17 protein-coding genes are annotated in these 24,300 nt (G+C 71.3%); 2 read left to right on the plus strand and 15 right to left on the minus strand.

Annotated elements, in window-relative coordinates:
* Positions 1-16: 16 nt before the first annotated feature.
* From FPZ22_RS12060 to FPZ22_RS12110, 11 genes are all read right to left on the minus strand, one after another.
* The gene (locus FPZ22_RS12060; RefSeq protein WP_144893291.1) at positions 17-2,212 is read right to left on the minus strand and encodes a putative bifunctional diguanylate cyclase/phosphodiesterase; all 2,196 of its coding nucleotides are present in this window, start codon (positions 2,210-2,212) and stop codon (positions 17-19) included.
* Entirely contained in the window at positions 2,209-3,102 is an 894-nt protein-coding gene (locus FPZ22_RS12065; RefSeq protein WP_144894172.1) for a hydroxymethylglutaryl-CoA lyase, read from the minus strand. The genes FPZ22_RS12060 and FPZ22_RS12065 overlap by 4 nt, the downstream gene beginning before the upstream one ends.
* 7 nt (positions 3,103-3,109) lie before the next feature.
* Complete coding sequence (locus tag FPZ22_RS12070; RefSeq protein WP_144893293.1) at positions 3,110-5,131, minus strand: acetyl/propionyl/methylcrotonyl-CoA carboxylase subunit alpha; 2,022 nt, start codon at positions 5,129-5,131, stop codon at positions 3,110-3,112.
* Between the two features lie 685 nt (positions 5,132-5,816).
* Positions 5,817-6,599, minus strand: coding sequence for an enoyl-CoA hydratase-related protein (locus tag FPZ22_RS12075; RefSeq protein WP_144893295.1), 783 nt, complete (start codon positions 6,597-6,599; stop codon positions 5,817-5,819).
* A 42-nt stretch (positions 6,600-6,641) separates the two neighbouring features.
* A complete protein-coding gene (locus FPZ22_RS12080) occupies positions 6,642-7,016 on the minus strand; it encodes a hypothetical protein (protein WP_144893297.1) in 375 nt (124 codons plus the stop codon).
* Entirely contained in the window at positions 7,013-7,570 is a 558-nt protein-coding gene (locus FPZ22_RS12085; protein ID WP_144893299.1) for a bactofilin family protein, read from the minus strand. Before FPZ22_RS12085 ends, FPZ22_RS12080 begins: the two co-directional genes overlap by 4 nt.
* A 151-nt stretch (positions 7,571-7,721) precedes the next feature.
* Entirely contained in the window at positions 7,722-9,329 is a 1,608-nt protein-coding gene (locus FPZ22_RS12090; protein WP_144893301.1) for a carboxyl transferase domain-containing protein, read from the minus strand.
* Positions 9,330-9,368: 39 nt separating this feature from the next.
* Positions 9,369-9,758, minus strand: a complete 390-nt coding sequence (locus tag FPZ22_RS12095) for a hypothetical protein (protein ID WP_144893303.1) — start codon at positions 9,756-9,758, stop codon at positions 9,369-9,371.
* A gap of 29 nt (positions 9,759-9,787) precedes the next feature.
* The gene (locus FPZ22_RS12100; protein ID WP_144893305.1) at positions 9,788-10,186 is read right to left on the minus strand and encodes a hypothetical protein; all 399 of its coding nucleotides are present in this window, start codon (positions 10,184-10,186) and stop codon (positions 9,788-9,790) included.
* A 92-nt stretch (positions 10,187-10,278) separates the two neighbouring features.
* A complete protein-coding gene (locus tag FPZ22_RS12105) occupies positions 10,279-10,605 on the minus strand; it encodes a hypothetical protein (protein WP_144893307.1) in 327 nt (108 codons plus the stop codon).
* Positions 10,606-10,728: 123 nt separating this feature from the next.
* Positions 10,729-11,904, minus strand: a complete 1,176-nt coding sequence (locus FPZ22_RS12110; RefSeq protein ID WP_144893309.1) for a thiolase family protein — start codon at positions 11,902-11,904, stop codon at positions 10,729-10,731.
* A 174-nt stretch (positions 11,905-12,078) separates the two neighbouring features.
* On the opposite strand from FPZ22_RS12110, the gene FPZ22_RS12115 reads away from it, so the two are divergent.
* Entirely contained in the window at positions 12,079-14,922 is a 2,844-nt protein-coding gene (locus FPZ22_RS12115; protein ID WP_144893311.1) for an autotransporter serine protease, read from the plus strand.
* A 64-nt stretch (positions 14,923-14,986) separates the two neighbouring features.
* On the opposite strand, the gene FPZ22_RS12120 is transcribed toward FPZ22_RS12115, so the two are convergent.
* From FPZ22_RS12120 to FPZ22_RS12135, 4 genes are all read right to left on the minus strand, one after another.
* Entirely contained in the window at positions 14,987-16,144 is a 1,158-nt protein-coding gene (locus FPZ22_RS12120; protein WP_144893313.1) for an isovaleryl-CoA dehydrogenase, read from the minus strand.
* Positions 16,145-16,246: 102 nt separating this feature from the next.
* Entirely contained in the window at positions 16,247-17,350 is a 1,104-nt protein-coding gene (locus FPZ22_RS12125; RefSeq protein WP_144893315.1) for a Glu/Leu/Phe/Val dehydrogenase dimerization domain-containing protein, read from the minus strand.
* A 201-nt stretch (positions 17,351-17,551) separates the two neighbouring features.
* Entirely contained in the window at positions 17,552-19,150 is a 1,599-nt protein-coding gene (locus FPZ22_RS12130) for a phospholipase D family protein (protein ID WP_246120732.1), read from the minus strand.
* A gap of 74 nt (positions 19,151-19,224) precedes the next feature.
* Positions 19,225-20,154 carry an IS110 family RNA-guided transposase gene (locus tag FPZ22_RS12135; RefSeq protein WP_144890969.1) on the minus strand — a complete coding sequence of 310 codons (930 nt, stop codon included), beginning with the start codon at positions 20,152-20,154 and terminating at the stop codon, positions 19,225-19,227.
* Between the two features lie 382 nt (positions 20,155-20,536).
* Here FPZ22_RS12135 and FPZ22_RS12140 point away from each other — a divergent pair, with 382 nt between their 5' ends.
* Positions 20,537-24,262 carry a methylmalonyl-CoA mutase family protein gene (locus FPZ22_RS12140; RefSeq protein WP_144893320.1) on the plus strand — a complete coding sequence of 1,242 codons (3,726 nt, stop codon included), beginning with the start codon at positions 20,537-20,539 and terminating at the stop codon, positions 24,260-24,262.
* The last annotated feature ends 38 nt before the right edge of the window (positions 24,263-24,300 follow it).

Consider the following 24,300-nt stretch of genomic DNA (forward strand, 5'->3'; position numbering starts at 1 on the left):
CGGAAAGCCCGGTATTTTACCGGTTTCCCTGTCCCGCGCCTCGCAGGCGATGGGCGAAGTCCGCCGGCGCCAGGCCGGGGGCGAACAGGAAGCCCTGGCCCACCCGCACTCCCAGCTCCAGCAGGAAGCGCCGGTGCGCCTCGGTCTCGATGCCTTCGGCCACCAGCCCCAGCCCAAGGCTGTGCGCGATGCCGGCCACGGCCCGGCAGACCGCGACGTCGGACGGGTTGCCGGGCACGCCGTCGACGAACATCTGGCTCAGCTTCAGGCCCTGGATCGGAAGCCGCCGCAGGTAGTTGAGCGCGCTGTAGCCCTCGCCGAAGTCGTCGATCGCGAGGCTGACCCCGAGCCCGCGCAGCGTCTCGAAGTTGCGCAGCGTCTCCGGCGCGTCCTCGATCAGCACGCGCTCGGTGAATTCCAGCTCCAGCGCTTCGCCGGGCAGGTCGAAGGCATGCAGCAGCCGGCGCACGGCGGCGGTCAGGTCGCTGGCCAGCAGCTGGCGGTAGGAGACGTTCACCGCCATGCGCACCACGCCCAGGCCCGCGTCGCGCCAGGCCGCGGCCTGCCGGCAGGCCTCGCCCAGCACCCAGTCGCCGATGCGCACGATGTCGCCGGTGCCCTCGGCCTGGGCGATGAAATGGTCGGGGCGCATCTCCCCCAGGCGCTGGTTGCGCCAGCGGATCAGCGCCTCGGCGCCCACGGTGCGGCCGGTGGCCAGGTCCACCTGCGGCTGGTAGACGAGGGTGAACTCGCCGTTGTCGGCGGCATGGCGCAGCTGGGTCTCGAACTGCAGGCGGTCGCTCTGCGACTGCTCCAGCGCGGGCGTGTAGGCGAGCCGGCCGTTGCGCGTGCGCCGCTTGCTTTCGTCCATCGCCGCGTCGGCGTGCTGGATCAGCAGGCGGGTTTCGGCGCCGTCCTGCGGCGCGCGCGCGATGCCGATGCTGGCGGTGACCGCGAACTCGTCCCGGTCGAAGCCGAAGCCGACCGCGAACGCCTCCAGGATCGCGTCCGCGAGCCGCTCCGGCCGCCCGGCGTCGTCGCCGCAGTCGCAGGCCACCAGGAACTCGTCGCCGCCGAAGCGCGCGATCAGGCCTTCGTCGCCGACCGCCGCGCACAGCCGCCCGGCGGCCGCGGCGAGCAGGCTGTCGCCCGCGGCATGGCCGAGCACGTCGTTGACCAGCTTGAAGCGGTCGAGGTCGATGTAGAGCACGGCGACCTGCCGCCGCCGCGGCGGGGCCAGGCACTCGTCGAGGTGCGCGAGCATCGCATCGCGATTGAGCAGTCCCGTGAGCGGATCGCTGCGTGCCCGCACGCGCTGGCTCTGTTCGCCGCGCTTGGCGGCGGTGATGTCCTGCAGGGTGCCGGTGATGCGGGCGTCGCGGGCCTCTCCGATCCCGCTGCCGCCGATCACGCGCACCCAGAAGGCACCGCCGTCGCCGCGCGCGCCCTGGAGATCGAGTTCGAAGCCGGTGCCGCCGCCGGCCGCGTCGAGCGCCGTCCGCAGGCGTCGGCCGTCCCCGGGCTGCAGGCAGGCGAGCAGGGCGTCCATCGAGACCGGCCGCCGCGCCTGGGCCAGGATGCGCGCCGCTTCGTCGGTGAGATGGAGATGGCCGCTCGCGCGGTCCCACTCCCAGCCGCCGATGCTGGCCAGGGACTGCACGCGGTCGAACAGCGCGCTGTCGCGCTTGAGCTCGGTGACGTCCGAGAAGATCGACAGCACCTGGTCGGGATGGTCGCCGTCGGGGGCGAAGTGCGGGACGGCGGTGACCGTCAGCCAGCGCAAGCGCCTGCGCGCGCGATGGTAGAGGCCGACCAGGGTGCTGCCCACCGGCCGTTGCTCGCGAAGCGCACGCAGGGCCGGGAATTCGGACCGCGGCATGGCGGTGCCGTCGGCGCGCAGCAGGGCCCAGTCGCTGGTCAGGTCGCCGTCGCGCGGGAAGCGGTCGCCGTGGGACGGGTCGAACATGCGCAGGGCCGCGCCGTTGGCATGCAGCAGGCTGCCGTCGGCGGACTGGATGACGACGCCCCGGTCGATCGCTTCCATCAGGTCGTGGCAGCGGGCCTCGGCGGCGGCGGCCCGGTGCAGCAGGGCGCGTGCGGTTTCGGGAAGCGAAGGGTCGAACGCTGCGACGCCGGGCCCCGCCAGGATCCGCGCAGCCTCGCCGCCGTCGGGCGGCTGCAGCAGCGGATCCGGCGGCGGCGATCCGGTCACCGCGAGGCCAGCGCCCTTCCGACCCTGCTGCCGCTCCCGCGGCCGAGAATGCCCGAGAGCCAGGTGCCGGTGTCGGCCAGCATCCCGAGGTCGACCCCCGTCTCCACCCCCAGGCCGTGCAGCATGTAGACCAGGTCCTCGGTGGCCAGGTTGCCGCTGGCGCCCCTGGCGTAGGGACAGCCACCGGTGCCGGCGACGGCGGCGTCGACCACGGCCACGCCTTCCTCGAGGCAGGCCAGCACGTTGGCCAGCGCCTGGCCGTACGTATCGTGGAAGTGCACGGCCAGCGCCGGCATCGGCACGTCCGCGGCCACGGCCAGCAGCATCGTCCGCGCCTTGCCGGGCGTGCCGACGCCGATGGTGTCGCCGAGCGAAATTTCGTAGCAGCCCATCGCGTGCAGCGCGCGCGCGACGCGCACGACGTCGGCGAGCGGGACCTCGCCCTGGTACGGGCAGCCGAGCACGGTCGACACGTAGCCGCGCACGCGCACGCCGTCGGCGGCGGCGCGCTCGAGCACCGGCGCGAAACGCTCCAGCGACTCGTCGATGCCGGCGTTGGTGTTGCGGCGGTTGAAGGCCTCCGAGGCCGCGGTGAACACCGCGACCTCGTCCGCGCCGGCGGCGCGCGCGCGCTCGTAGCCCTGCAGGTTGGGCACCAGCACCGGGTAACGGACGCCCGGGCGACGGTGGATGCCGGCATACACCTCGGCGGCGTCGGCCAGCTGCGGCACCCACTTCGGGCTGACGAAGCTGGTGGCCTCGATCGTCTCCAGCCCGGTGGCGGAGAGCCGGTCGATCAGCTCGATCTTGGCCGCGGTGGGAACCGTCGCGGCCTCGTTCTGGAGGCCGTCGCGCGGCCCGACCTCGACGATGCGGACCCGGTGTGGGATCGCCACCTCATTCCTCCAGGGTCACGAGCACGGCGTCGGCATCGACGAAATCGCCCTCCTTCGCCAGGAGTTCGGCCACCACCCCGTCACGCGGAGCCTTGAGCGCGAGCTCCATCTTCATCGCCTCCATCACCAGCAGCTCCTGTCCCTCGCCGACCCGGTCGCCGGGACGCACCCGGGTGACCACGATCCGGCCCGGCATCGGCGCCGCGACCCGGTGGCCACCCCCGGTGCTGGCCGTGGCCGCCGGTTCGTAGGCGGCGATCCGCTCGAAGTTCCAGCGCCGCCGGCCATCGTGGACGAGCACGGCGGAACCCTCGGCATCGATCCCGAAACGCAGACCCCGGGAATTGAAACGCGCTTGCAGGACGCCGCCGGCCATCGTGGCGCCGGCCACGTCCAGCGGCGCGGCGTCCTCGAATCCGATCCGGTAGTCGCCGCCTGCGCCGTGCGCAACGGCGATGTGGCGTGCGGCGCCCTCGCCGAGCACGACCCGGCGCAGGCCGGCGTGGCCCAGGCGCCAGCCGTCCGCGATCGCCCACGGCGAACCCGGGTCGGCGCTGGTCGCGGCGGCGGCGCGCGCCTCGGCCTCGGCCCGGAGCAGCATCGCCACCGCGGCCGCGGCCCGGGCTTCGGCATGGCCGTCGGCGTGGACGCCATCGCCGCCATCGCCGTCGCCGACGAATTCGTCGAGGTGGCGGTCGAGGTAGCCGGTATCGATCGTGCCCGCGACCACCGCCGGATGCCGCGCCAGGCGTTCGAGGAAGGCGATGTTCGACTTCGGCCCTTCGACCACGCATTCCGCCAGCGCCGTGCGCAGGCGGGCGAGGGCGGCGGGCCGGTTGCCGGCGTGGACGATGAGCTTGGCGATCATCGGATCGTAGAAGATGCTGACGGTGTCGCCCTCGACCACGCCGGAGTCCACGCGCACGCCCTCCGACGCCGCCGGCAGGCGCAGCCGCTGCAGGCGACCGGAGCCGGGAAGGAAGCCGGCATCGGGATCCTCGGCGTACAGCCGGACCTCGATCGCATGGCCCCGCTGCAGGATGTCCCCTTGGTCCAGCGGCAGCGGCTCGCCGGCGGCCACGCGCAGCTGCCACTCCACCAGGTCGAGGCCGGTCACCATCTCGGTCACCGGGTGCTCGACCTGCAGCCGGGTATTGATCTCCATGAAGAAGAAGCCGCCGTCGGGCGCGACGATGAACTCCACGGTGCCCGCGTTCTGGTAGCCGATGGCGCGTGCGGCCAGCACCGCGGCCTCGCCCATGCGCCCGCGCAGTTCCGGGGTCAGGAAGGGCGAGGGGGCTTCCTCCAGCACCTTCTGGTAGCGACGCTGCGCGGAACATTCGCGCTCGTCGAGGTGGATGGTGTTGCCATGCGAGTCCGCGAACACCTGGATCTCGATATGCCGCGGCGACCCGATATAGCGTTCCAGCAGCACGCGGTCGCGGCCGAAGGCGTTGCGCGCTTCGCGCTGGCAGCTTTCCAACGCCGGCAGGAAATCGTCCGCGGAGCGCGCGATGCGCATGCCCTTGCCGCCGCCGCCATGCGCGGCCTTGATCATCAGCGGATAACCGATGCGGTCGGCTTCGCGCTGCAGCAGCTCCGGCGACTGGTCCTCGCCGGTATAGCCGGGCACCACCGGCACGCCCGCGGCGGCCATCAGTTCCTTGGCGCCGGCCTTGCTGCCCATGCGACGCATGGAGTCCGCCTTCGGGCCGATGAAGACCAGGCCGGCGGCCTCGACCGCGTCGGCGAAGTCGGCGTTCTCGCTCAGGAAGCCGTAGCCGGGATGCACCGCCTGCGCGCCGCTGGCCAGCGCGGCCTCGATGATGGCGTCGCCGCGCAGGTAGCTGTCCTGCGGCCGGGGCCCGCCGATCGGCCAGGCCTCGTCGGCCAGCCGCACATGCTGCGCATCCGCGTCGGCCTCCGAATACACCGCCACCGTGGCGATGCCCAGGCGGCGGGCGGTGCGGATGACGCGGCAGGCGATTTCGCCGCGGTTGGCGATCAGGATCTTCGAGAACATTCTCTGGCCACGGATTTGCGCGGATGAGCGCGGATCTGCACGGATAAGCAGGGGAAGTCTAAGAGAAAACGCGGCGGCGGAATTCAGGGCGGGGACGCGGGTACGTTCCGCGGAAGTTCCCCGGAGTGCGGGCCGCCCGCGGCGGGCACGACCTTTGGTCGTGGTCGGGAAGAGGACCTTTTATTCAGGTTCTTCTCCAGACTCCGGGGGTGACGGCGTGCAGTTGGCGCGCTTCTGGCGCAGCGTCGCGCCCGGGAGTCGCCTCGTTGGGGTCCGCGCTGCCCGTCCCGCGCACAGGGGGTGTGCTCCCCCGGCAGTCTCCGCGTCCTGCTGCCACTGCCGGCCGCCGGCCATCCATGGCCGGCTGTCCGCACACCCCCTGTGCGCGGGACGGGCTCCGGCGTTCTCCGGCTTCGGGAGGGAAGATCAAGAGCGGCGGAGCCGGGCTGCTCCCGGTCATGACGCTCTCCGTTTGGACGTCGACATCGCTCTTGAAAATCTTCCCGACCGCGACCAGAGGTCGTGCCCGCCGCGGATGCAGGGGGGATGCCCAGAGCCGGCCATGGATGGCCGGCGGCCGGATCTGGGAGCAGGACGCGGAGAATCCGGCTGGGCATCCCCCCCTGCGTCCGTGGCGGGCGGCCAGGACTTGAACGGAGCGTCCCCTCGATCGGGAGAAGAACCTTTATTCAACCCACGAAGCCGGGCGCTTGTCGAGGAACGCGGCCAGGCCTTCCTGGCCTTCGGGGGAGACGCGCAGGGCGGCGATGAGGGCGGCGTTGTCGGCGTCCAGGCGGTCGCGGTCGGTGGCCGCGGCGACGTCACGGACCAGGCGCTTGGCGTCGGCCGAGGCGAAGGGCGCGGCCCGGAGGAGAAAGCCGACCTGGCGATCGACCGCGGCATCGAGTCCCTCCGCGGCCACCACCTCGTGCAGCAGCCCGATGCGCAGCGCCTCGCCGGCATCGAAGATCTCCGCGGACGCGAAGTAGCGCCGCGCGTTGCGCGCACCGATCGCGGCCACGACATAGGGCGAGATCACCGCCGGCAGCAGGCCCAGGCGGCTCTCGGTCAGGCCGAACTTCGCCTCCGGAACGCCGATGGCGATGTCGCAGCAGGCCACCAGGCCGACGCCGCCCCCGAAGGCCGCGCCATGCACCCGGGCGATGGTCGGCTTCGGCAGCTCGTCCAGGGTGCGCATCAGCCTGGCCAGGCGCAGCGAGTCCTCGCGGTTGGCCTCCTCGCTGGCCGCGGCCATGCCGCGCATCCAGTTGAGGTCCGCGCCGGCCGAGAACGAGGCGCCTGCGCCTTCCAGCACGACGACGCGCACCGCCGGGTCGCGGCCAAGCGCCTGCAGCGCATCGGTCAGGCCGGCGATCAGGGCGTCGTCGAAGGCGTTGTGCAGGGCGGGGCGGTCGAGGCGCAGGCGCGCGACCGCGCCCGTGCGGGACAGCGTGAGGTTTGCCGACATGGAGGGCCCCGGAGCGATGGAGGCCGAATGATAGCGCCGGCCTCAGTGGCGGGAGCGCGAGTTCGGGCGTTTGGGCATGCGCCGCATGTCGCTGGTCGGCATGACTTCGACGGCGAGGGTGAAGGTGCGCGCGTCGCCCGGATGGATGGCGCCGACGCCCACCACCTGGTGCGAGATCTCCGTGCCTTCGTCGTCGCGGATGGTCAGGACCACCGAATACTCCCAGGCGCCGCCCTCGAGCGGGTGGCGGATCTCGCCCTCCACCTGCAGCGCGCGGGTGACCTCGGCGGGGGCGGCCGCGTCGTCGAAGCGCAGGTAGTGGCGGCACGACGGGCAGACCGTCGCGCTGTCGAGGATCGTGGCCTTGCAGTGCGGGCAGGTGCGCGTGGCACCTGCCGCACCGGGACGGGCGCTCACGGAACGACGTCGAGGCCGGTCTTGTCCTTGCTGTCCTTCGCCCGGTCGCCCTTGCCCTGGGCGGCCGGCGTGGAGGCTTCGTCCCAGCCGCACTCGACGTGGCCGCGGATACGGGAGCCGGAGGACACGATCAGGGTGCCGGCCTTGACGTCGCCGATCAGCACCGCGGAGGGCTGCAGTTCGACGCGCTCGGCGGAGTCGATGTTGCCCTCGAGCTCGCCGGCCACGTTGACGCGCTTGGCGCGGACGCCGCCGTTGAGGCGGGCGCCGCCGTCGATGGTCAGGTCGCCCTCGACGTTGACATCGCCCTTGAACCTGCCGGCGATGCGGATGTGGCCGCTGCCGGAGATCTTGCCCTCGATGGTGAGGTCGGAGGCGATCACCGATTCCTTGGGCTGCGGCACCTGGGCCGGGGTGCGGGCCGGCTGGAACGGGACATCGGCGGGCTGGAAATCGGCGATGGCCGGGGTCGGCTCGCGCCCCGCGGGGCCGTCCTCCCTGGCGAAGGAGGGGGTGGCTTCTTTCCTGGCGGAGCTCTGCGGGAAGATGGACATGGCGCGCTGCGTTCCTCGGTGCGGACAGGGGGGCGGGGGAAGGCCGACCTTAGCACGCGGATACGTCCACACGCCTGTGACGCGGCTCACCGAATCCGAACCGCGACAATGACTTACGGCTGCAACCCGGCGGCGCTACGTCGCGCGGGGCCTACATCCGGAAGACGCCGAAGCGGGCCGCTTCGATGGGCGCGTTGAGCGAGGCCGATACCGCCAGCCCGAGCACCCGGCGGGTGTCGGCCGGGTCGATGATGCCGTCGTCCCACAGTCGCGCGGTGGCGTACCACGGGCTGCCCTGGTGCTCGTACTGCTCCCGGATCGGCGCCTTGAACGCCTCCTCCTCGTCCGCGCTCCACTCGCCGCCCCTGGCCTCGATGCCGTCGCGGCGCACGGTCGCCAGCACGCTGGCCGCCTGCTCGCCGCCCATCACGCTGATGCGCGCGTTGGGCCACATCCACAGGAAGCGGGCGCCGTAGGCGCGGCCGCACATGGCGTAGTTGCCGGCGCCGAAGCTGCCGCCGATGACCACGGTGAACTTCGGCACGCTGGAGCAGGCCACCGCGGTGACCATCTTCGCCCCGTCCTTGGCGATGCCGGCGTTCTCGTACTTCCGCCCCACCATGAAGCCGGTGATGTTCTGCAGGAACACCAGCGGGATGCCGCGCTGGTTGCACAGCTCGATGAAGTGCGCGCCCTTGAGCGCCGACTCCGAGAACAGGATGCCGTTGTTGGCGACGATGCCCACCGGGTAGCCGTGGAGATGCGCGAAGCCGGTGACGAGCGTCCTGCCGTAGCGCGCCTTGAACTCCTGGAACTCGCTGCCGTCGACGATGCGCGCGATCACCTCGCGGATGTCGAAGGGGCGGCGCGTGTCGCGGGGCACGATGCCGTACAGCTCCTCGGCCGCGAACCGCGGCTCGACCACCGGCCTGGTCGCCACCGGCAGCACCTTGCGGCGGTTGAAGCCGCCGACGATGTCGCGCGCGATCTGCAGCGCGTGGCGGTCGTCCTCGGCGAAATGGTCGGCCACGCCCGACACGGACGTATGCACGTCGGCGCCGCCCAGCGATTCGGCGTCCACCACTTCGCCCGTGGCCGCCTTCACCAGCGGCGGGCCGCCGAGGAAGATCGTGCCCTGGTCCTTCACGATCACGCTCTCGTCGCACATCGCCGGCACGTAGGCGCCGCCCGCGGTGCAACTGCCCATCACCACCGCGACCTGCGGGATGTTCTCCGCGCTCATCCGCGCCTGGTTGTAGAAGATGCGGCCGAAGTGGTCGCGGTCCGGGAACACCTCGTCCTGCAGCGGCAGGAAGGCGCCCCCGGAGTCGACCAGGTAGACGCAGGGCAGGTTGTTCTCGCGCGCCACTTCCTGCGCGCGCAGATGCTTCTTCACCGTCATCGGGAAGTAGGTGCCGCCCTTGACCGTGGCGTCGTTCGCGACCACCACCACTTCCTGGCCCATCACCCGGCCGATGCCGCAGACCATGCCCGCCGCGGGGGCGGCGCCGTCGTACATCTCCTCGGCGGCCAGCGGCGCGATCTCGAGGAAGGGCGAGCCCGGATCGAGCAGGGCGGCAATGCGTTCGCGCGCCGGCAGTTTGCCGCGCGACGTGTGCTTCTCGCGCGCCTGCTCACCGCCTCCGTCCGCGGCACGCGCCAGGCGCGCATCGAGTTCGTCGACCAGCGCACGGTGGAAGGCGACGTTGTCCTGGAATTCCGCCGAGCGCGGATCGAGGCTGGAAGCGAGTACGGGCATGCGGGGCGGCGGCAGTCTGGAAGCCGCCCAGCATACCGCTCAGTCGCCCTTGTCCTTGTCTTCGTCGTTGTAATCGCCCTCGAGCGCGTCGGCGGCCTGGGGAGCCCGGTCGTACGGATTCACGCTGTCGTCGCGGGTGGCGGCCTCGGCACCGGCCACGTCGGAGGCGGCGGCATCCCGGGCGCCCTGGCCGGTGGCGTCGATGGCGACGCTCTCGGCTTCGGTGGCATGGGGGCCGCTACCGGCGGTGCCCGCGGCAGGAACACCGGCGGTACTGCCCGTGGCGTCGCGGTCCTGGCCGCCAGTGGCATCGGCGGGCACCGTCGGCGCGTCGTCACCGACATCGCCGTCGGCGACCGGCTCGGGGTTGTTGCATGCGGCCAGGGCGAGGCCCAGCGGCAGCAGGAGCGAAAGCGGACGGATGTCCATGGTGTCGGGCCTCGCGACGGTCTGGCGCCTCAGTCGCGGACGTCTTCGGCAGCGCGATCGGCGGCTTCGGAAGTCTTCTCCAGCGCGTCGGACGTGGCCTCGCGGGTGCGGGCTTCGGCCTCGTCGGCGGCGGCGCGGGTCTCGTCCGCGGCCCTGCGCGCGGCGGCTTCGGCGTCGGCAGCGGCGGCCTGTGCCGCGGCATCGGCTTCGGCGGCGGCCTCGGCGGTGGCGGCGGATGCGGCTTCCCAGCCCGATTCGGCCGCTTGTCCTGCCGCAGCAGCGGCGTCGCGGGCCTCCTGCCCGGCCTGTTCCATCGCGGCGTCGGCCTCGGCGGCCTTCTGCTCCGCGGTGGCCGTGTCGTTCCGGCATCCGGCCAGGGCCAGGGCCAGGCTGCAGGCGCCAAACAGGAGGGCGGTCTTCGTCTTCATCGATCTGTCCTCATCGCGGAAAAAGGAAAAGCCGCTGGAATTCCAGCGGCTTTCCCCGTAACGCGTTGTGAAGCCAGGTTGCGGACCGGAGATTACTGGTCCACGGCCTCGTCGGCAGCCTCGGCAGCAGCCTCGGCGGCGTCGGCGGCTTCGCCGGCCACGTCGGCGGCGGCGTCGGCGGCGTCGCCGTCAACGGCAGCGGCGGCATCGGCAGCGGCGTCGGCGGCGGCGTCGGCGGCAGCCTCGGCGCTGGCGGCAGCGGCGTCGGCGGCGTCGGTGCCGGCGACCGCGGCGTCGGCGGCGGCCTGGTCAGCGGCTTCGGCGGCGTCGGCGGCGGCGTCGGCAGCCTGGTCCTGGTTCGAGCAGGCAGCCAGGCCCAGGCCCAGCACCAGCGCGATCAGCAGCTTGTTCATGCTCATTGATACGTTTCCTCGTCGTGGATAAAAGCAACGCACACACGTGCGCCGCGTAGATGATGACAAGCCCCGAACGACTGTCAAGCGGTAATTTGAATGGGCCGGTGTAAAAGGAGTGTAAACGGCTCAGGCCAGCTCCACGGCGAGCGCGGTGGCCTCGCCGCCGCCGATGCACAGCGCGGCAACCCCCCGCTTCCCGCCGCGCGCCTGGAGGGCGTGCAGCAGGGTCACCACCAGCCGGGCGCCGCTGGCGCCGATCGGGTGGCCGAGCGCGCAGGCGCCGCCGTTGACGTTCAGGCGGTCGTGCGGGATGCCCAGGTCCCGCATCGGCGCCATCGCCACGCAGGCGAAGGCCTCGTTGACCTCGAACAGGTCCACGTCCTCCACCTTCCAGCCGGCCTTCTCCAGCACGTTGGAGATGGCCTGCACCGGCGCGGTCGTGAACCACTCGGGCGCCTGCGAATGGGTGGCATGGGCGACCACGCGGGCCAGCGGCTCCAGGCCGCGGGCCCGGGCCTCGTCGGCCGACATCAGCACCGCGGCGGCGGCGCCGTCGGAGATCTTCGAGGACGACGCCGCGGTCAGCAGGCCGTCCTTGCCGAAGGCCGGGCGCAGGGTGGGGATGCGGTCGAGCGCGATCTTCCCGGGCTCCTCGTCGGTGTCGGCCACGACCTCGCCCTTGCGGGTCCTGACGGTCACCGGGACGATCTCGGCCTTGAACGCGCCGTCGGCGATCGCCTGCTGCGCGCGGCGCGCGCTCTCGGCCGAGAACGCGTCCAGCGCCTCGCGGGTCATGTCGTACTTCGCGCAGGCGGCGTCGCCGAACACGCCCATGGCCTGGCCGTCATAGGGATTGGTCAGGCCGTCCCAGGCCATGTGGTCCAGGAATTCCGCGGTGCCGTAGCGGATGCCGGTGCGCGAGCCGTTGAGCAGGTGCGGGGCGTTGGTCATCGACTCCATGCCGCCGGCCACGACCACCTTCGCCGAACCGGCCTTGATGATGTCGGTGGCGAACATGATCGCCTTCATGCCCGAGCCGCAGACCTTGTTGACGGTGGTGGCGCCCGCGGCGTCGGGGATGCCCGCCGCGCGCGAGGCCTGGCGCGCCGGGGCCTGGCCGAGGCCTGCCGGCAGCACGCAGCCCATGATCACCTCGTCGACCTGGTCGGCCGCGATGCCGCCGTGTTCCAGCGCGCCACCGATCGCGGCCGCGCCGAGGGTGGGGGTGGGGACGCCGGTGAACTGGCCGAGCATGGAGCCGATGGCGGTGCGCTTGGCACCGACGATGACGACGTCGGTCATGGGGGACCTCCGGTTGGGTATGTGCGGCCATTATCCCACTGCGGCGCGCCTCCGCCATCGGACGTTGGTCCGGGGCCGGACTGTGTCCCCGTCCGCGTTGCGCGCATCCGCCCCTTGGCCTTGCCATCGGTTTCGCGTAATCAATAGGGGGTCCACAGTCCGGGGAAGGCTGTCATGCCGCACACCATCGTCCGCGGAGCGGTCCGCGCGCCCGCCGCGTCCATCCTGGCCATCGCGCTGTCCAGCGCCCTTCTCGCGTCCTGCGGCGGCGGGGGCGGGGGAAGCGGCAACCTCCGTCCGGATCCGCCGCCGGCCGCACCTCCGCCGCCCCCGCCCGTGGTCGGTACTCCCGACCCCGCGCACAGCGCGCACCTGGCCAACACCAATACCGCACCGGCCCACGCGGCCGGCCTGACCGGCGCCGGGATCCGCATCGGCATCGTCGACAGCGGCGTCAACCGCAAGCATCCCGCCCTCGCCAACCGGGTCGTCGCCAACCTCACCTACATCAGCGCGAGCGGGAACAACCTGGCGGTGGACGACGTCGTCGGCCACGGCACGGCGGTGGCGCAGGCCGCCGCGGGCCGGCCCTTCGGCACCTGGCCCGGCGGCATCGCGCCGGGGGCGGAGATCGTCTCGGCGCGCATCATCAGCGACAAGCCGCCCAAGGACGACGGCTCGGGCCAGGGCAACGAGGTCAGCGGGCCGCTGGGCCTGGCGGGCATCCATCGCGACCTGATCAGCCACGGCGTCCGGATCATGAACAACTCCTGGGGCGGTCTGTACTGGACCAACCCGAACGCCACGGTCGGCATCGCCTCGGAGTACCGCCCCTTCATCCGCGACAACGACGGCCTGGTGGTGTTCTCCACCGGCAACTCGGGCTTCGCCGACCCGTCCGACATGGCGGCGCTGCCCAGCCAGCCCGGTCCCGAGGGCAGCCGCCCGGCCGCCGACCTCGAGCGCGGCTGGATCGCGGTGGGGGCGCTCGATGGGGATGACCCGACGCGGCTCGCCGAGTACTCGAACGCCTGCGGCATCGCCATGGCCTATTGCATGGTCGCGCCGGGCACGGTGGTGGTGACCGGCACCGACGATGCACCCGATGCGCCGAAGTACTGGCGCTGGTCGGGAACCTCGCTGGCGGCGCCGCTGGTGTCCGGCGCGGCGGCGCTGGTGTGGGAGGCCTTCCCGTACTTCGACAACGACGCCGTGCGGCAGACGCTGCTCGGCACCGCCACCGACCTCGGTGCGCCCGGCGTGGACGCGGTGTTCGGTCACGGTGCGCTGGACGTGGGCAAGGCGGTGCGCGGCCCGGCGCGCCTGGACTGGGGCGACTTCACCGCCAGCTTCGAGAGCGGGAGTTCGGCCTGGGGCAACGACCTCTCGGGCGCCGGTCGCCTCGTGAAGCGCGGCGCCGGCACCCTGGTGCTGGATGCGGATGCGGGCAACGCCGGCGGCGTGCGCGTGACCGGGGGCAGCCTGCAGGTGAACGGTGCGGTTTCCGGCGAGGTGCGGGTGGACGCCGGAGGCAGGTTCCTGTTCGGCACGGCCGTGGGCGGCAGCGTGGTCAACGCAGGCCGCGTCGACGTGCGCGCGCTGGAGAGCGGCGATACGGTCGGCACGACCACGGTGGGCGGCGACTACGTGCACCGCCAGGGTGCGACGTTCGCGTTCGACGTCGGCCAGCGCCTGCAGGTCGCCGGTACGGTCACCATCGAGGGCGGCGACCTGCACCTGCGCGGCGTCAAGACCGGCTACACGCACCAGCGCCGGGAAGAGGTCATCGTGGCCATGGGTGGCCTCACCGGCACCTTCAACGGGCTGACCACGGCCGGCAACATCCTGCTCGCAGGCACGCTGGGCTATGGGGCGCAGAACGTGTGGCTGGACATCGCGCGCCTGGACGTCGCCGCCGTGGCCGCCTCGTTCGCGGGCATCACCCCGATGGCGCTGTCTTCGGCCGAGCGCGTGGAGCGCGCCTTCCAGCGGCTCGATGCGCACCAGGACGGCGCGGGCGGCGCCGCGGGCGACGGCTTCCTGCGCCGCGCCGGCGAGCTGCAGCAGGTGGGCAGCGAGGCCGAGGCCGCGCGCGCACTGGCGAGCCTCTCGGGCGAGCTGCACGCGAACGCGGTGGCGATGACGCTCGACAGCATCGACATGGGCCGTCGCGCGCTGTCGGCGCGCATCGACGCCTTCGAGGGCGGCGTGCACGACGCCGGCGTCTGGAAGCGCGCGCTGGGACGCGGCGGCAGCGGCGGCTTCGCCGGCAACGGGTTCGCGCTGGACGGCTGGATGATCGGCCGCGACGGGGATCTCGGCGGCGGCCGCATGGCCGGCTTCGCCTTCGGCGAGACGCGCGCGCACGGCCGGGTCGATGGCCTGGGTGATCGCTCGCAGGACCGCCAGACCTCGGCCGCCGCGTATGCGGGATGGACGCGCGGCAATGCCCATGTGTTCGGCCAGGCCGGCACGGGCCGCTTCGATCGCGACGTCGAGCGGCGCCTGCAGGCAGGCGACGATCTGTCCAGCGTGGCCAGCCGCTATTCCGGCGACTACGCGAGCGCGAGCGTGGAGGCGGGCTGGCGCGTCCGCGCCGGCGGCATGGCGGTCACGCCCTATCTGGGTGCGGAACACGTGCGCCTGCGCAGCGAAGGCTTCCGCGAGGGCGGGGCCGACGGCTTCGGCCTGCAGGCCGCGGCCTGGGACGCACGCCGCAGCCAGGCCATCGCCGGCCTGCGCATGCAGGGTGGCTGGAAGGGGCTGGCGCTGTACGGCTACGGCGAGTGGCAGCAGACGCTGTCGGCCAGCGGCTTCGACCTGCAGGCGAGCTTCACCGGCGTCGAAGCCTGGTCGCCGCTGCCGGGCGGGCATGCGGCGCGCTCGGGCGGTGTGTTCGGCCTGGGCACGCAGGCCTGGCTGGGCCGCGGCGCGGCGCTGGGCCTGGGCTTCGACCAGCGCTTCGGGCCGCGCGGCAGCGACCGCATGCTGTCGCTGCGCTTCCTGCAGGAGTTCTGAGGGGCGGACCGGCCGGGGCGGGCGCTCGCGCCCCGGCGGTCGGTCCGTGTCGGGGCCAGCGCGCTCAGTCCCGGCCTTCGAACAGCTCGCGGCCGATCAGCATGCGGCGGATCTCGTTGGTGCCGGCGCCGATGGCGTAGAGCTTGGCGTCGCGCAGGATCCGCCCGGTCGGGTACTCGTTGATGTAGCCGTTGCCGCCCAGCGCCTGGATGCCTTCCAGCGCCACCTGCACCGCCGCGTCGGACGCATGCAGCAGGCAGCTGGCGGGGTCGATGCGCGAGCGGTGGCCGGCGTCGTAGTCGCGCGCGACCTGGTAGGCGTAGGCGCGCGAGGACTGCAGCGCGGTGTACATGTCGGCGATCTTGCCCTGCATCAGGCCGAAGGTGCCGATGGCGGCATCGAACTGCTTCCGCTCGCGCACATAGGGCAGGGCGGCGTCGAGCGCGGCCTGCATCAGGCCGATCGGCCCGCCGCTCAGCACCAGGCGCTCGGTATCGAGGCCGCTCATCAGCACCTTGACGCCCTGGTCGACCTCGCCGAGCACGTTCTCCGCCGGGATCTCGCAGTCCTCGAACACCAGCTCGCAGGTGTTGCTGCCGCGCATGCCGAGCTTGTCCAGCTTCTGCGCGGTGCGGAAGCCCTTCATGCTCTTCTCGACGATGAAGGCGGTGATGGAACGGCTGCCGGCCTCCCTGCCCGCCGTGCGCATGTAGACCACCAGCACGTCGGCCTCGGGGCCATTGGTGATCCACATCTTGCTGCCGTTGGCCACCCAGGTGCCGTCGCGCAGCTCGGCGCGGCAGGCCATCGAGCCGACCACGTCCGAACCCGCGCCCGGCTCGCTCATCGCCAGCGCGCCCTTCCATTCGCCGCTGCACAGCTTCGGCAGGTATTTCTCCCGCTGCGCCTGCGTGCCGTTGTGATGGAGGTTGTTGACGCAGAGGTTCGAATGCGCGCCATAGCTCAGGCCCACCGAGCCCGAAGCGCGCGAGATCTCCTCCATCGCCACCAGGTGGGCCAGGTAGCCCATGTCGCTGCCGCCGTACTCGGCGGGCACGGTCATGCCCAGCAGGCCCATCTCGCCGAGCTTCGGCCACAGGTCCTGCGGGAAGGCGTTGTCGTGGTCGATGGACTCGGCGCGCGGCGCGATCTCGGCGTCGGCGAAGCGACGGACCGCGTCACGCAGGGCGTCGAGTTCTTCTCCCAGCGGGAAGGTGCGCATGTCGGAACCTCCGGTCGTTGCGCCGGCGCCCTGCGCCCTGCGCGGAATCTTCAAACAACGACGGGGCCACAGGCCCCGTCGTCGGTGTGCATCGGCCAGCGCTTACGCGCCGCCGCGGATGCGGCCCTGGAAGCGCGGCACGGTGCGGCCCATCGGCAGCTTGAGCTTGCCCATGACCTCGATCCGCTCCTCGGCCATGCGGTCCGCGGCCTTGTACGTCGGGATGCCGTCGCGCTTGGCGATCTCGAAGATGCGCGTCAGGTTGTGGTAGATCGTGCGCATCTGGCGCATCGCGCGCTCGCGGTTGTAGCCGGTCATCTCCAGCGCCACGTTCATCACGCCGCCGGCGTTGACCGCGTAGTCCGGCGCGTAGAGGATGCCGCGCTTCTCGACCTCGTCGCCGACCGCGTTGGTCGACAGCTGGTTGTTGGCCGAACCGCAGATGACCTTGGCCTTCAGCCGCGGCAGGGTCTCCTCGTTGACGGTGCCGCCCAGCGCGCAGGGCGAGTAGACGTCGGCGTCGACGTCGTAGATCTCGTCCAGGCCCACGGCCTCGCAGCCGTACTCGCTCACCGCCTTGTCGACCAGCGCCTGGTTGATGTCGGTGACGAAGATCTTGGCGCCGCGCTCCTTGAGCAGCTTCACGTATTCCATGCCGACGTGGCCCAGGCCCTGCACGGCGTGGCTGTACTTGCCCACTTCCTCGTCGCCGAACTTCGCGTTCAGCGCCGCCATCAGGCCCTGCAGGGTGCCGTAGGCGGTGAACGGCGAGGGGTCGCCGGAGCCGCCGTGCACCTGGTGCACGCCGGTCACGAACTCGGTCTCGCGGTACACGTATTCCATGTCGTTGACGTCGATGCCGACGTCCTCGGCGGTGATGTAGCGGCCGCCCAGCGACTGAACGAAGTGGCCGAAGGCGCGGAACAGCGCTTCGGACTTGTCGGTGGCCGGGTTGCCGATGATCACGGCCTTGCCGCCGCCGATGTCGAGGCCGGCCACGGCGTTCTTGTAGGTCATGCCGCGCGACAGGCGCAGCACGTCGTTCAGCGCCTCCTGCTCGGTCTTGTACGGCCACATGCGGGTGCCGCCCAGCGCCGGCCCGAGCACGGTGTTGTGGATCGCGATGATGGCCTTCAGGCCGGCGTCCTTGTTGTGGCAGAACACGACCTGCTCGTGGCCGTAGGTGTCGAGGTGCTCGAAGATCATTCGGGACTCCGCAGCCGGCGGCCAGGGTCGCGCGGGGCGCGGCCGGCGGCCGGTGGTATGGGTTGGGTGGCTGGTTGTGGGGTGCCGCAGGGGCCGCCGGCGGGAGCACGGCGGCAGGCGCGGCATTCTACGCCGCCGCGGTGGCGAATGCAGGGCAGGCCATGCCGCAACGCAGCATCCGCCGGCCTCCCCGGACCGCTCCTACAGCTGGGATTCGACCGGCAGCCAGCGGAACACGGTGGCCTGGATGCGGCGCCAGAGGCTCGCCGCGGGCTCCCTGCGCAGCAGCTGGGGCTCGGGGCCGGCCGCGTCCAGCCAGTAGAGGTCGCCCCCGGCGTCCAGCCCCACCTTCCAGCTCATCGCCGGGCCGGCCAGGTGCAGGTATTCCGCGCGCAGGTCGGCGGCGAGGCCGGGGTCGTCGAAGAACACGCCCATTTCGGTATTCAGGTACGCCGAGCGCGGATCCAGGTTGTAGGAGCCGATGAAGCCGCGCGCGCCGTCCACCAGGAAGGCCTTGGTATGCAGGCTGGCGCCGCTGCTGCCGGTCGGGCCGGCGCGCGTGCGCATCTCGCGGGCGTGGCGGGCGCCGCCGGTGGCGCCGTCGGCGGCTTCCGGCCGCAGCTCGTACAGGTGCACGCCGCCGGCCAGCAGGCGCTTGCGGTAGCCGGCGTAGCCGCCGTGCACCGCGACCACGTCGTTGGCCGCCAGCGAATTGGTCACCACGCCGACGAGGGCACCGCGACCGGCCAGCCCGGTCAGCAGCGCGCTGGTGTCGTCGCCGGGCACGAAGTAGGGCGACACCAGCAGCGCCGATGTGCGCGCGCCGCGCAGGGCACCTTCGATCCGTTCGACCAGCCAGCCCGTGGTGTCGTCACCGGGGCGCTTCAGCGGCGGGTCGGAGACGATGCGGATCCGGTCGCTCCAGCGCGGCGACAGCGACTGCCGCAGGTAGGCCTGCACGCTGGTCGAGGACTCCACGCGCTCCAGATAGCGCCGCGCATCCGCGGAGCCGGCCTCGTCGCCGATGCGCCCCACGATCGCGCGGATGTCGTCCATGTCCAGCCGCCGCAGGTCCGACAGCGGCACCACCGCCCCGCTGTTCCAGAAGGCGTCGAAGATCGCGCCGGCCTGCGCCACTTCCGGCCCGAACAGCAGCAGGTCGAGGTCGTGGAAGTTGCTGCTCTCCGAGGCGCTGAAGTATTCCAGCCCGACGTTGCGCCCGCCCACGATCGCCACCCGGCCGTCGGCGATCCAGGCCTTGTTGTGCATGCGGTGGTTGAGGCTGAAGCCGCGCTGCAGCATTTCCAGCAGCCGCGCGATGCCCTCGCGGTTGCGGAAGGGGTTGTACAGCCGGACCTCGATGTTGGGATGGCCGTCGAGCACCAGCAGCGGCCGGTCCTTGCCGCCGGCGTTGATGTCGTCCAGCAGCAGCCGCACGCGCACGCCGCGCTCGGCCGCCAGCCAGGCCTCGCGCGCCAGCAGGCGGCCGGTGAGGTCGTCGTGCCAGATGTAGTACTGCAGGTCCAGGCTGCGCCCGGCCTGGCGCGCCGACATCGCGCGCGCGGCGAAGGCGTCGATGCCGTCGACCAGGGTGATGGCGCCGGTCATGCCGGGATTGCGCGCGAGCAGCGGGGCGAGTTCGCGGTCGAGCGGCGTGTGGTCGTGCGCGACCGGCAGCGCGTACGAAGGCGTGCCGGTATTGGGCGGCGTCAGGCGGTCGGCCAGCAGCAGGCCGCTGGCGACCAGCGCCACCACGGCGAAGCCCCCCCAAAGGACGATGCGTCGTGCGCGGCCGATCACGTCCTCCCTCCCTGCATGTCGTTCCCGCCCCCGCTCCCCCCGCCCCCCAGCATTGTAGGAGCAACTGTCTTTTTTCAGACCGAGGCTGGCTGCCAGGGTTTGCCATCCCTGAGCATGGCGTTGATCTGCCCGAGGAAGGCGCGCATGCAGGCAACCAGGGCCACCTTGGCGCATTTGCCGCGGCTCCTTAGAGCCTCATAGCGTCGCTTCAGGGCGGGCTGGGCGCGGATGGCGCTCCATGTGGCCATGTACAGCACGCGCCGGATTCCGGCACGGCCGCCCTGGATGCGCCGCAAGCCGCGCTTGCCGCCGCTGTCGGCGTTGTAGGGAGCAACGCCGACCAGGGCGGCGATCTGCCGGCGTTCGATCTGCCCCAGCTCGGGCAGGAAGGCGATCAGGGTGGCGGCGGTCACCGGGCCGATCCCGGGTACGGCCCGCAGTTGGGCGGAACGCTCGCTGTCGGCGTCAGCCACGGCTTGGGTGATGGCCTTGTCCAGCAGCGCGATCTCCGCCTGCTGCGCGCGCAGCAGGCGCTTCAGGCTGGCCACCACCAGCGGCTGGCCCTGTACCTGCTGCAGCCGACGCCGATCGTCGTCGCGTTGCTGCACCACCTGCGCACGGCGTTGCACCAACGCCTGCAGCCGCTGCTGTTGCGGCGTTTCCGCAGCGGCCGGCGGCATTTCGGTCACCTCCGCCATATGGGCCAGCATGGCCGCGTCGATCGGGTCGGTCTTGGCGGTCCGGCCCATCGCAGTGGCAAACGAGCGCGCCCGGTGCGGTGGCACGCGCACCACCGGCCATTCATCCTGCAGGGCAGCCATCACCGCCCGCTCGTAGCCGCCGGTCGCCTCCAGCAGCACCCGTTCCACCGGCAGCTTCCGCAGCCGCTGCGCCAGCGACCGGTGCCCGGCCGAGCTGTTGGCCACCTCGAACACCTCTCCGTTGGGCCGCAGCGCCACCGCCAGCGTGGCCTTGGCCACGTCGATCCCCACGAACACAGACATCTGCTTCTCTCCTAGACTGGACGGGAGAGCACTCTTGCCGGCCCATGCTTGTGCAGTGCGAGCTGCTGACTCGTTCAACTGTTCGGGCTCTGGCAAGAGCGTGGAGTGCGGGCGCCCTGGCTCCTACACGTGCTTCAGGGCACCCCAGCTTGTCGGCGTCCCGCACTCCGCTCTCACCTGCACGCTAGGCCAAAGCGAAGACACAAGCAGCTACAGCTGCGACCACGCGCCTGCGGCAACAGGACGTCGTGAATCGCGGCCCGGCTACATGGCGGGTCGCAGCTGTAGCTGCTCCTGCAGGCGGGCCGGGCGGGCCGGGCGGGCCGGGCGGAGGGGCGGGGTACAATCGCGAGGAGTCCGTTTTTTGCCCTGGAACCGCCCCATGAGCGTCCCCGCAAGCCACCCGATCGCCCCCGCCCGCGACGCCGCCACGCCGCTGCGCTTCGTCACCGCCGCCAGCCTGTTCGACGGCCACGACGCCGCGATCAACATCATGCGGCGCCTGATCCAGGCCCAGGGCGCGGAGGTCATCCACCTCGGCCACAACCGCTCGGTGGAGGACGTGGTGCGCGCCGCGCTGCAGGAGGACGCCGACGGCATCGCGCTGTCCAGCTACCAGGGCGGCCACGTCGAATACATGAAGTACATGGTCGACATGCTGCGCGAGCGCGGCGCCGGCCACATCCGCGTGGTCGGCGGCGGCGGCGGCACGATCACGCCGGAGGAGATCCGCGAGCTGGAGGCCTACGGCGTCGAGCGCATCTACCACCCCAACGACGGCATGAAGCTGGGCCTGGTGGAGATGATCGAGGACGTGGTGGCGCGCGTGGCGAAGGCGCGCGATGCCCGCGCCGCCGAGGCCCGCCAGCCGGCCAGCACCCGCCCGGCGCTCGAGGACGAGATCGCCATCGGCCGCGTGCTTTCGGCGATCGAGGACGGCACCTACGGCGAGTCCGAGCTGGCCATGCTGCGCAAGCAGTGGGCCGCCGGCGCCGCGGGCCACGACGGCCCGACCCCGGTCATCGGCATCACCGGCACCGGCGGTGCCGGCAAGAGCTCGGTGACCGACGAACTGCTCAACCGCTTCCTCGCCAACTTCCCGCAGATGCGCATCGCCGTGATCTCGGTCGACCCGACCCGCCGCCGCACCGGCGGCGCGCTGCTGGGCGACCGCATCCGCATGAACTCGCTGCGCTCGCACCGCGTCTACATGCGTTCGATGGCCACCCGCCGCCAGAACGTGGCGACCAACGCCGTGCTGAAGGACTGCATCGGTTTCCTCAAGGGCCTGGGCTACGACCTGGTGATCGTGGAGACCGCCGGCATCGGCCAGTCGGATTCGGAGATCGTCGACCTGGTCGACTTCCCGATGTACGTCATGACCAGCGACTACGGCGCCGCCAGCCAGCTCGAGAAGATCGACATGATCGACTACGCCGAGCTGATCGTGCTCAACAAGTACGACAAGCGCGGCGCCGAGGACGCCCTGCGCGACATCCGCAAACAGTGGAAGCGCAACCGCGTCGCCTTCAAGGTCGCCGACGAGGACGTCCCGGTCTACCCGACCATCGCCAGCCAGTTCAACGACCCCGGCATCAGCTGGATGTTCGCCAACCTGTGCCGCCTGCTGCGCGAGAAGGTGCTGGGCGATACAACTGCCGGGGCACCTGTAGGAGCGGCTACAGCCGCGAACCAATCTGGCCAGAACATCGCGGCTATAGCCGCTCCTACAGGGGCCGGCGTCCGTTGCGACTTCAAGCCGGACATCGACACCAGCCTCCGCGAGCCCCGCGCCACCGTGCTGATCCCCGGCGCCCGCGTGCGCTACCTGGCCGAGATCGCCGAGCAGGGCCGCGCGATCAACGCCGGCATCGACAAGCAGGCCGAGGCCGCCGACCGCGCGCAGTCGTTCTGGCAGTCGCTGCAGGAGCTGCAGGACCCGAAGCTGCCGAAGGCCCTCGACCTCTACGGCGCCGAAGACCTCCTTCCCCCCAGCCCCCGCCCCCCTGTAGGAGCGGCTACAGCCGCGAAGGGACCTGGCGAAGGCTTCGCGGCTATAGCCGCTCCTACAGCCGCGAATACCCCCGACCGCACCCTGCTGACCCTGCGCCAGCGCTACAACGACGCCGTGCAGGCCCTGACCAGCGAGAACCTGCGCAACCTGCGCGAATGGCCGGCGCGCCTGAAGTCGATCACCGACGAGGTGACTGAGTACCAGGTGCGCGGCAAGTCCATCCGCGTCGAGAACTACCGCGAGTCGCTCAGCCACCAGAAGATCCCGAAGATCGCCGCGCCCGCCTACAGGAGCTGGGGCGAGCTGCTGACCTTCCTCGGCAAGGAGAACCTGCCGGGCCATTACCCCTACACCGGCGGCGTGTACCCCTACCGCCGCACCGGCGAGGACCCGATCCGCATGTTCGCCGGCGAAGGCACGCCCGAGCGCACCAACCGCCGCTTCCATTACCTCTCGGTCGGCCAGCCCGCCGCGCGCCTGTCCACCGCCTTCGACAGCGTCACCCTGTACGGCGAGGACCCCGCGCCGCGCCCGGACATCTACGGCAAGATCGGCAACTCCGGCGTCAACATCCCGACGCTGGACGACATGAAGAAGCTGTACTCCGGCTTCGACCTGTGCGCACCCACCACCAGCGTCTCGATGACGATCAACGGCCCCGCGCCGATCATCCTCGCGCTGTTCATGAACACCGCCATCGACCAGCAGGTGGAGAAGTACCTGAAGGCCGACGAAGGCCGCTGGGCCGCCGCGCAGAAGACCATCGATGCCTTCTTCGAAGGCCGCGAGCGGCCGAAGTACCACGGCGAACTGCCGCCCACCAACGACGGCCTCGGCCTGGCCCTGCTGGGCATGACCGGCGACCAGCTGGTGGACGCCGACACCTACGCCCGCATCAAGGCCGAGACCCTGGCCACCGTGCGCGGCACCGTGCAGGCCGACATCCTCAAGGAAGACCAGGCGCAGAACACCTGCATCTTCAGCACCGAGTTCGCCCTGCGCATGATGGGCGACATCCAGCAGTACTTCGTGGACAACAAGGTCCGCAACTTCTATTCGGTGTCGATCTCCGGCTACCACATCGCCGAGGCCGGCGCGAACCCGATCAGCCAGCTGGCCTTCACCCTCAGCAACGGCTTCACCATCGTCGAGTACTACCTGGCGCGCGGCATGAAGATCGACGACTTCGCGCCCAACCTGTCGTTCTTCTTCTCCAACGGCATGGACCCCGAGTACACCGTCATCGGCCGCGTGGCCCGCCGCATCTGGGCGCGCGCCATGCGCGAGCGCTACGGCGCCAACGAACGCAGCCAGATGATGAAGTACCACATCCAGACCAGCGGCCGGAGCCTGCACGCGCAGGAGATCCAGTTCAACGACATCCGCACCACGCTGCAGGCCCTGTACGCCCTGTTCGACAACTGCAACTCGCTGCACACCAACGCCTACGACGAAGCCATCACCACGCCGACCGAAGAGAGCGTGCGCCGCGCCGTGGCCATCCAGATGATCATCAACAAGGAGCTGGGGCTGAACTTCTGCGAGAACCCCTGGCAGGGCAGCTTCATCGTCGACCAGCTGACCGACCTGGTGGAAGAGGCCGTCTACAGGGAGTTCGAGGCCATCAGCGAGCGCGGCGGCGTGCTGGGCGCCATGGACACCATGTACCAGCGCGGAAAGATCCAGGAAGAGAGCCTGTACTACGAACACAAGAAGCACGACGGCTCGCTGCCGCTGGTGGGCGTGAACATGTTCCTGCCGAAGGAGCACGCCGGCGAGATCGCGACCGAGATCGAACTGATCCGTTCCACGGAAGAAGAGAAGGGGCAGCAGATCGAGAACGTGCGGCTGTGGCAGCAGTCACGCAACGTGCTGGCGCCGGTCGGGGAGACCGAGCATGGGCACGTGGTAGAGGACCAGGCCGCGGCGGCGACGGAGCCGCATGACGGGCATGGGCTGGGCTACCTGCAGAAGACGGCGCGGGAGCGCAGGAACGTGTTCGAGGCGCTGGTGGAAGCGGTGAAGACGCATAGCCTGGGGCAGATCAGCCATGCGCTTTATGATGTGGGTGGGGAGTATCGGCGGAATATGTAGCGGTCCGAACCTGGACTACAGCACGTGCCGGGATGGCC

Origin of the sequence: Luteimonas granuli, assembly GCF_007795095.1 — a bacterium.
Lineage (GTDB): Bacteria > Pseudomonadota > Gammaproteobacteria > Xanthomonadales > Xanthomonadaceae > Luteimonas > Luteimonas granuli.